The following is an 8,311-nucleotide window of genomic DNA, read 5'->3' on the forward strand; positions in this document are numbered from 1 at the left end:
GCCGCCGAGGATGCCGATGATCTCCGAGGGGGAGGCGGTCACTGGGCGGGTTCCTTCTGGAAGGCCGTGGCCTCGGTCTCGGCCGGTGGGCGGGGGAGGTCGTCGGCGCCGCGCTTGGCCTCGCGCCGTTTCTCGGAGCTGTCGACGACGGCGGCGGCGAGCGAGTTGCCGATGACGTTCACGCCGGTGCGGGCCATGTCGACGATGAAGTCGACGCCGAGGAGCAGGGCGATGCCTTCGGCGGGCAGGCCGATGGAGTTGCCGGCGGCGATGAGCACGACGATGGAGGCGGAAGCGACACCGGCCATGCCCTTGGAGAGGATCACCAGCACGCCGACCATGAGGAGCAGGGCGGGCAGCGAGGTGTCGGCGCCGTAGGCGTTGGCGAGGAAGACCAGGGCGGCGGCCTGGTAGAGGACCGAACCGTCGGTGTTGAAGGAGTACCCGAGCGGGACGACGAACGAGGTCGTCGACCGGCTGAGACCGAACGCCTCGAGCCTGCCCATCAGCGGGGCCAGCACCGATTCGGAGCTGCGGGTGACGAAGGCGATCCCGGCCAGCCCGGCGATCGACTTCATCAACTCGACGTAGCGGATGCGGTAGACCGCGGCGATGAGAGGGAAGAGCACGCCGACGACGATGGCCAGGCCCGCGTAGACCACGGCGATGAAGCCCAGCAGGCTGCGCAGGTTGCCGAAGCCGTAGTGGGCGACGTCGTAGGAGATGAAGCCGAGGACGCCCAGGGGCGCGATGCGGATGACGTAGCCGACGACCTTGAACATCACCGAGGCGACGGACTCCAGGACGGCGGCGAAGGGCTCGGACTTCTCCCCGATCGCGGCCATGGCGACGCCCACGAGCAGGGCGAAGGTGATGGCGCCGAGCAGATTGCCCTCGCCGAACGCGGCGAAGATGTTCTTCGGGACGGCGTGCAGGACCAGTTCGTGGAAGTCGATGCCCTGGCTCATGCCGTCCAGGTCCTTGGCGTCGGCCCCCTGGACCGGGGCGCCCTTGCCGATGCCCGTGAACTTGGCCAGGCCCACCGCGATCAGCAGGATGACCGTGGTGACGATCTCGAAGTAGAGGATGGCCTTGCCGGCGATCCGGCCGACCTTCTTGACCGACTCCATGCGGGCGATGCCCAGCACGATGAGCGGGAAGACCAGCGGCAGGACCACGACCTGCACCAACACCCGGTCGAACCAGTCGAAGTCGTATGCACCGGGCCTCGGTTCCACCCTGGCCCAGGAGAAGATCCCGGCCGTCACCAGGGAGACGCCCGCCTCCTTCATCAGCGCGACGTCCTCCGCCCACACCTCCTCGGGCCACTGCTCGGGGTTGTAGTCGCCGCCGAAGGCGATGCCGGACGGGCGCAGGCGCCGTCGGGCGTCGATCGCCACTGAGTCTGTCTGTCGCATGGCGGTCAGTCTCGGAGCGTCATCGCCGCCCCGTCAAGATATATCCATTATTAATTAAAACAGCTATGATGGTGTGAGCGCCGGGACAGGTGCAGTCAGCAGACGGTTGCAGGCGAGCAAGGGGAGAGGCGCACGATGGCGGAATGCCACAGGATGGCGGGGCACGTGGCGGTGATCACCGGCGCGGCGCACGGGATCGGCGCGGCCACGGCGCGCAGACTCGCGGCCGAGGGGGCGACGGTCGTGGTCACCGACGTGGACGACACCGCCGGCAAGACGGTCGTCGCGGACATCGAGGCCGGCGGGGGACGCGCGGAGTACCTGCGCTGCGACGTCACCTCGGCCGCCGACTGGGAGCGTCTGGGCCGCCATGTCGAGGAGCGCCACGGACGGCTGGACGTCCTGCACAGCAACGCCTTCGCCCAGCTGAACAAGCCCGCCCACGAACTGAGCGAGGCCGAGTGGGACGGCCAGATGGCCGTGCTGCTCAAACCGGCCTGGCGGGCGATGAAGACCTTCGCGGCGCTGCTGCGGCAGTCGTCGGGGTCGGTCGTCCTCACCTCCTCGGTGCACGCGGTCATCGGGCTGCCGGGCCACGCCGCCTACGCCGCGGCGAAGGGCGCCCTGTGCTCGCTGGGGCGTCAACTGGCCGTCGAATACGGGCCGGACATCCGGGTCAACACCGTGCTGCCCGGACCCATCCTCACCGCCGCCTGGGAGGGGATACCGGAGCCCGACCGGGCGCGCAGCGTGGCGGCCACGGCGGCCAAGCGGTTCGGGCAGCCGGAGGAGGTGGCCGCCGCGGTCGCCTTCCTGGCGTCGGCGGACGCCTCCTTCGTGACCGGGGCCGCTCTGGTGGTCGATGGAGGATGGAGCGTCATGAAGGAGTCCTCGTGAGCGGCGCGTACGGTGCGCGGTATCAGCGACAAGGACCGGAGCGGAAACGGAGAACGTGGTGACCCATCCCGGTAAGGGGCTGCACGGCCAGGCCGTGGAGGAGCTGGGCCGGCGCATCATCCGCGGCGACTACCCTCCGGGCTCCGTCGTGGACCCGGTCAGGTTCGAGACGGAGCTCGGGGTCAGCAAGACCGTGGTCCGCGAGGCGATGCGCGTGCTGGCGTCCAAGGGCCTGCTCGAGTCGAAGCAGAAGCGCGGCACGACCATCCGGCCCCGGTCCGACTGGAACCTGCTCGACAGCGACCTGCTGCGCTGGCAGGGCAGCAGCGCTCCGACCGACGGCTTCCTGGAGGACCTCGCCGAGGTGCGGTCGATAGTCGAGCCAGCCGGAGCCCGGCTCGCCGCGGCCCGCCGCACGCCGTCCGACCTGGACGCCATGCGGCAGGCGCTCGGGGCGATGGCGGCGGCGGGGACGGACGCGGACGCCATGGTCGAGGCGGACCTGGCCTTCCACCGCGCCCTGCTGGACGCCGCCCACAACGAACTGCTGAGCCGCATGGAGGTCGTCATCGAGGCCGGGCTGCGGGTCCGCGACCGGATCGTGCACGGCGCCCGGCACTTCTCCGACTCCATACCCGTGCACCAGGAACTGCTGGACGCGGTCGAAGCGGGCGACCCGGACGCCGCCGTGGCCGCCGTCGCGTCGCTCCTGGCCCAGGCCTCCGACGACCTGGCGGCCGTACGGGCGGGGGAAGACCACGACGACGCGGCGACCGACACGCTGCCGAAGGAAACTCCTTGAAGATAACCGGACTTGAGACGTTCCTGGTGGCACCGCGCTGGCTGTTCCTGCGCATCGCCACCGACGAGGGCATCACCGGCTGGGGCGAGCCCGTGGTCGAGGGACGCGCCGACACCGTGCGCGCCGCCGTCCACGAACTGGCCGACTACCTCGTCGGCCGCGACCCGTTGCGCATCGAGGACCACTGGCAGGTCCTCACCAAGGGCGGCTTCTACCGCGGCGGCCCCATCCTCTCCAGCGCCGTCGCCGGAATCGACCAGGCACTGTGGGACATCGCAGGCAAGACCTACGGCGCCCCCGTGCACCGTCTCCTCGGCGGCCCGGTGCGGGACCGCGTCCGGATGTACGCCTGGATCGGCGGCGACCGGCCGAGCGACGTGGCGGAGCTCGCCGAGGAACAGATGAAGGCCGGCTTCACCGCCGTGAAGATGAACGCCTCGGCCGAACTCGCCCCGATCGACACCCCGGCACGCACCGCCGAGGTCGTCGAACGCGTCGCGGCCGTCCGGGAGGTGCTCGGCGACGAGCGGGACATCGCGGTCGACTTCCACGGCCGCGTCTCCACCGCCATGTCGCGCCGCCTGCTGCCCCTCCTCGAACCACTGCACCCGCTGTTCGTCGAGGAACCCGTCCTGCCGGAACACTCGGGCCACCTGCGCAGCCTTGTCGAGTCCACGAACATCCCGCTCGCGACCGGCGAACGCCTCTACTCCCGCTGGGACTTCCGCGAGGTACTGGCCAGCGGCATCGCCGTCGCCCAGCCCGACCTGTCGCACGCCGGCGGCATCTCCGAGGTGCGCCGCATCGCGGCCATGGCCGAGACGCACGACGTCGTCATGGCCCCTCACTGCCCCCTCGGCCCGATCGCCCTGGCCGCCAGCCTGCAGATCGCCTTCTCCGTACCGAACTTCCTCATCCAGGAACAGAGCATGGGCATCCACTACAACCAGCAGTGCGACCTGCTGGAGTACGTGATGGACCCCGAACCCTTCCGTTTCGAGGGCGGTTACGCCGCCCTCGGGTCCCGTCCCGGCCTCGGCGTCGAGATCGACGAGAAGGCCGTACGCCGCGCCGCCGAGACCGGACACCGCTGGCGCAACCCCGTATGGCGCGGCCCCGACGGGGCGTTCACCGAGTGGTGACCACCGTCAGGCCCCCGCACCCCACGCACAAGGAGAGCCCGCTCCCATGAACCTGGTGGAATCGCTCCGAGCCCACCGCCTGCTGGCGATCGTCCGCGGCAAGGATCCCGATGCGGCCCTGCGCACCGTACGCACCCTCGCCGAGGAAGGTGTCGCCGCCCTCGAGGTCTCACTGACCACCGCCGACGCCCTGACGGTGATCAGGCAGGCGCGCACCGACCTGGGCCCCGACGCCCTGCTGGGCGCCGGCACCGTACGCTCGGCAGCGGACGCCGCCCGCGCGGTCGACGCCGGTGCGTCCTACCTCGTCACTCCGGCGCTGGTCGACGGGCTGGAGGCGTACGGCGTACCCGTGCTGATGGGTGCCCTGACGCCGAGCGAGATCGAAGTAGCCCTGGCACGGGGAGCCGACGCGATCAAACTCTTCCCCGGCTCCCTCGGCGGACCGGACTATCTGCGGGCCCTGCGCGACCCGTTCCCCGACGTGCCCTTCGTCCCTGTGGGGGGAGTGGACGCACCGGCCGCCCGTGCGTACCTGGACCGGGGCGCCATCGCCGTCGGCGTCGGCTCACCGCTCGTCGGGGACGCGGCCGACGGCGGCGACACAGGGCAACTCCGTGCCCGTGCGGCCGAGTTCCGCAAGGTGGTCGCGGGGGAGAGGCCGTGACGGCATCGGCCGCACCGGACGTGGTGACCTTCGGCGAGACGATGGCGGCCCTCCGGGCCCAGGGCGCGCTGCGGCTGGGCGGCAGTCTCGGACTGTCCGTGGCGGGAGCCGAGTCCAACGTCGCCATCGGCCTCGCCCGGCTCGGGCACCGGGTGCGCTGGGCCGGCCGGATCGGCGCGGACGAACTCGGCGCACTGGTGCTGCGCACGCTGCGCGCCGAGGGCGTCGACACCGAGCACGCGGCCGTCGACGACACCGGCCGGCCCACGGGACTGCTGCTGACCGAACCCCGCCTGGGCACACTCACACGGGTCAGTTACTACCGCGCCGGTTCGGCGGGTTCGGCCGTCTCACCGGCCGACGTCCTGCCCGCACTGGCCCCCGGAACCCGCGTCCTCCATCTGACCGGCATCACCCCCGCCCTCGGCCCGTCGGCGGCCGAGGCGGTCGAGGCCGCCGCCGAGGCGGCTCACGACGCCGGCACGACCGTCTGCCTCGACGTCAACTACCGCTCCCGGCTGTGGTCCCACGACCGTGCCCGCACCGCCCTCAGGCCGTTGCTGGCCCACACCGACCTGCTCATAGCCTCCGAGGACGAGCTGCCGCTGGTGCTGGAACGGCCCGATGCGGGCGAGTCGGAGGCCGTGCACAGCCTCCTGTCCGCAGGTGTCGACGAGGTGGTCGTCAAACGCGGCGCACACGGCGCGACCAGCTTCACCGCCGAAGGGGCGACCGACCGTGCGGCTCGCCGGGTCGACGCCGTCGATCTGGTCGGCGCGGGCGACGCCTTCGTGGCCGGATATCTGTCCGGACTCCTCGACGGCGCGGACATCCCCGCCCGGCTGCACCGGGCCGTCACCACCGCGGCCTTCGCCGTCGCCACCCGCGGCGACTGGGAAGGCCTGCCGACACAGGACGAACTCGGTCTGTTCGACCAGCCCGACGGCACGACCATCCGCTGACCCAGGAGGCCGGACATGACATCCACAGCAGCGCCCACGGTGGTCGTGGTGGACGGGGGATACGAACTCGCCGAGGGCGGCCGCTGGGTCGACGGCCGGTATGTGTACGTCGACATCCTCAGCGGCCGGCTCTTCGAGTTGCGCGACGACGACGGGCCGGCCGTGCGCCAGCTGGCCGGCCTCGACGTGCCGTTGGGCGCCGTCGCGCCCGTGGCCGACCGGCCGGGCACCTGGATCGCCGCCGCGGGCACCGGCATCGCGCTGCTCACCCCCGACGGCGCGCTGGAATGGCTGGACCGCCCCGAGGACCGCACTCCGCTCCCCAGCCGGATGAACGACGGAGTCGCGGACCCCGCCGGACGCTTCTGGGCCGGCAGCATGGCCTACGACGGCACCCATGGCGCGGGTTCGCTCTACCGAACGGACCCCGACGGCACGGTGGCACGCGTCCTCGACGGCCTGACCATCGCCAACGGTCCGGCCTTCACCGCCGACGGCACGGCCCTGTACCTCGCCGACACGGCCGCGGGAACGATCCTCCGCTGCCGGATCGACCTGGTCTCGGGCGACCTTTCGGGCGGCCCGGAGACCTTTGCCCGTCTGAGCGAGGCCGAGGGCAGCCCCGACGGAATGACCGTCGACGACGAGGGCTGCCTGTGGGTCGCGATGTGGGGCGCCGGCACGGTCCGCCGGTACCACCCCGACGGCCGTATGCTCCAGACCCTGACGGTGCCCGCCCCGCACCCCACCTCGGTCTGCCTGCACCCCGGCGGCAACCGCCTCTTCGTCACCACGGCCCGGTACGGGGTCACGAGCCCGACCCCGGCCTCCGGTGCGGTGCTCAGTGTCCCCGTGGCGGCGAGGGCGACCGCGGCCTGCGCCTGGCGGGGCCGGAGCTGAAGGCGGCGGCCGCCCTGTCAGGCGGGTGCGGCTTCCGTGAACTGGTTGGTGTCGAAGAGCTGGTTGATGTGGCCGCCGAGCTCCGACCAGTGCTGTCCGGAGAGTTCGGCGGCGGCTCGCGCGTCGCCGCCGGCGCAGACGTCGATGAGCTGGTCGTGGTGCTCGATGGTGTTGCGGCCGCCGAGGAGCGTGGAGAACTTGCGGTAGAGGATGCGGTGGATCTGCGGGTGGAGCTGCTCGACGATCCGGCTGAGGACGGGGTTGTCCGCAGCCGCGATGGGGACGGCGTGGAAGCGGTCGTCGGCGGCGAGGGCGGCGTCGGTGTCGTTGGCGGCGACGGCCCGTTCGAAGTCCCGGTTGGCCTGGCGCATGCGCTGCCGGTCCTGCTCGGTCATGACCGGCACGGCCGTCTCGACGGCGAGCTGGTCGAGGGAGCGCAGGACGGCGAGGGTCTTCTCGACGTCGCGGCGGTTGAGGGTGGTGATCCGGGTGTAGACGCCGGGCTTGGCCTCGACCAGACCGATGTCGGCGAGCCGGGCGAGTGCCTCGCGCACCGGGGTGCGGCTGAGACCGAGACGCTCGGCGAGTTCGCCGTCCTTGACCTTTTCCCCGGGAGCGAGTTCTCCGCGCACGATGGAGTCGCGCAGACGGTGGAAGACCTCGTCGCTGAGGAGACGGCGGGAGACAGGACTGTCGAGTGACATATTGCGTACAGTACATCGCTCGCCCCTCGGTATTCCCGCCCACCCGCCTTCGTCCTCATGCGGCGCGCATCCGGCGGACCAGGGCCTGAGCCAGGACGACGGCCGGATCGATGAGGGGGACCTCGACCGTCGCGGTGGACAGCCCGAGAGGGATCTCCGTGCAGCCCGCGATGATCACCTGCGCCCCCTGGGCCGTGAGTCCGCGCGCGGCACGCGCCAGCGGCTCGCCGGCCGTGGCGTCCCGCCGGCCGGCCTTCACCGCGTGGATGGCGGCCATGACCTCCTCCCGCTGGCTGTCGGGGCCGGGCAGCACGAGGCTGATCCCGAAGCGGTCCAGCCACTCCTGATAGAGGCCCGCACGGACGGTTCCGGTCGTGGCGAGCAGCCCGGCGGTGTGCACATGGGGCCGCAGGGCGGACAGGTGACGTGCGACCTCGCCGATCATGTGGACGATGGGCAGGCCCACATGGCCGGCGATGCGGGGGACGAACGCGTGGGCGGTGTTGCAGGGGATGGCGATGACGGTGGCGCCCGCCTCGCGCAGGACGCGCCCGCCGTGGAGGAGCCAGGGGGTCGGGTCGGGGCCGTCGCCGATCAGGGCCGCGGTGCGGTCGGGGATGGTGGGGTCGGACCAGATGACCGTCCTGAGGTGGTCCTGGTCGCTGCTGCCCGGCGTCATCGACACCAGTTTGGCGTAGAAGTCGGCGGTGGCGGCCGGGCCCATGCCGCCGAGGATGCCGATGATCTCCGAGGGGGAGGCGGTCACTGGGCGGGTTCCTTCTGGAAGGCCGTGGCCTCGGTCTCGGCCGGTGGGCGGGG

General features: G+C 71.8%; 9 protein-coding genes. 6 read left to right on the top strand and 3 right to left on the bottom strand.

What is annotated here, in order from left to right:
• Positions 1-38 precede the first annotated feature (38 nt).
• Positions 39-1,418 carry a cation:dicarboxylate symporter family transporter gene (locus ACH4YP_RS47835; protein WP_398497880.1) on the bottom strand — a complete coding sequence of 460 codons (1,380 nt, stop codon included), beginning with the start codon at positions 1,416-1,418 and terminating at the stop codon, positions 39-41.
• A gap of 153 nt (positions 1,419-1,571) precedes the next feature.
• Between ACH4YP_RS47835 and ACH4YP_RS47840 the strand changes: the two genes are divergently transcribed.
• From ACH4YP_RS47840 to ACH4YP_RS47865, 6 genes are read left to right on the top strand one after another with little or no spacing between them, the layout of a single operon-like run.
• Entirely contained in the window at positions 1,572-2,315 is a 744-nt protein-coding gene (locus ACH4YP_RS47840) for an SDR family NAD(P)-dependent oxidoreductase (protein WP_398497882.1), read from the top strand.
• A 55-nt stretch (positions 2,316-2,370) separates the two neighbouring features.
• Entirely contained in the window at positions 2,371-3,117 is a 747-nt protein-coding gene (locus ACH4YP_RS47845; RefSeq protein ID WP_398497884.1) for a FadR/GntR family transcriptional regulator, read from the top strand.
• Positions 3,114-4,259 carry a galactonate dehydratase gene (gene dgoD / locus ACH4YP_RS47850; protein WP_398497886.1) on the top strand — a complete coding sequence of 382 codons (1,146 nt, stop codon included), beginning with the start codon at positions 3,114-3,116 and terminating at the stop codon, positions 4,257-4,259. The genes ACH4YP_RS47845 and dgoD overlap by 4 nt, the downstream gene beginning before the upstream one ends.
• A 46-nt stretch (positions 4,260-4,305) precedes the next feature.
• The gene (locus tag ACH4YP_RS47855; protein WP_398497888.1) at positions 4,306-4,926 is read left to right on the top strand and encodes a bifunctional 4-hydroxy-2-oxoglutarate aldolase/2-dehydro-3-deoxy-phosphogluconate aldolase; all 621 of its coding nucleotides are present in this window, start codon (positions 4,306-4,308) and stop codon (positions 4,924-4,926) included.
• Between the two features lie 41 nt (positions 4,927-4,967).
• The gene (locus ACH4YP_RS47860) at positions 4,968-5,888 is read left to right on the top strand and encodes a sugar kinase (RefSeq protein ID WP_398497894.1); all 921 of its coding nucleotides are present in this window, start codon (positions 4,968-4,970) and stop codon (positions 5,886-5,888) included.
• A 15-nt stretch (positions 5,889-5,903) separates the two neighbouring features.
• Positions 5,904-6,788 carry an SMP-30/gluconolactonase/LRE family protein gene (locus ACH4YP_RS47865; RefSeq protein WP_398497890.1) on the top strand — a complete coding sequence of 295 codons (885 nt, stop codon included), beginning with the start codon at positions 5,904-5,906 and terminating at the stop codon, positions 6,786-6,788.
• A gap of 17 nt (positions 6,789-6,805) precedes the next feature.
• Here the strand turns inward: ACH4YP_RS47865 and ACH4YP_RS47870 are convergent, their stop codons facing one another.
• Positions 6,806-7,492: a GntR family transcriptional regulator gene (locus tag ACH4YP_RS47870; RefSeq protein WP_398497892.1), complete on the bottom strand. Its 687-nt coding sequence runs from the start codon at positions 7,490-7,492 to the stop codon at positions 6,806-6,808.
• A gap of 55 nt (positions 7,493-7,547) precedes the next feature.
• Complete coding sequence (locus ACH4YP_RS47875; RefSeq protein ID WP_311129750.1) at positions 7,548-8,258, bottom strand: amino acid racemase; 711 nt, start codon at positions 8,256-8,258, stop codon at positions 7,548-7,550.
• Positions 8,259-8,311 lie beyond the last annotated feature (53 nt).

Origin of the sequence: Streptomyces sp. NPDC020747 (genome assembly GCF_044334695.1) — a bacterium.
In the GTDB taxonomy this organism is placed as follows: Bacteria; Actinomycetota; Actinomycetes; order Streptomycetales; family Streptomycetaceae; genus Streptomyces.

What these genes read in the sequence shown, in the direction of transcription:
- ACH4YP_RS47835 (WP_398497880.1), bottom strand. Translation starts at nt 1,418, where the DNA reads ATGCGACAGACAGACTCAGTGGCGATCGACGCCCGACGGCGCCTGCGC.
- ACH4YP_RS47840 (WP_398497882.1), top strand. Translation starts at nt 1,572, where the DNA reads ATGGCGGGGCACGTGGCGGTGATCACCGGCGCGGCGCACGGGATCGGC.
- ACH4YP_RS47855 (WP_398497888.1), top strand. Translation starts at nt 4,306, where the DNA reads ATGAACCTGGTGGAATCGCTCCGAGCCCACCGCCTGCTGGCGATCGTC.
- ACH4YP_RS47860 (WP_398497894.1), top strand. Translation starts at nt 4,968, where the DNA reads ATGGCGGCCCTCCGGGCCCAGGGCGCGCTGCGGCTGGGCGGCAGTCTC.
- ACH4YP_RS47865 (WP_398497890.1), top strand. Translation starts at nt 5,904, where the DNA reads ATGACATCCACAGCAGCGCCCACGGTGGTCGTGGTGGACGGGGGATAC.
- ACH4YP_RS47870 (WP_398497892.1), bottom strand. Translation starts at nt 7,492, where the DNA reads ATGTCACTCGACAGTCCTGTCTCCCGCCGTCTCCTCAGCGACGAGGTC.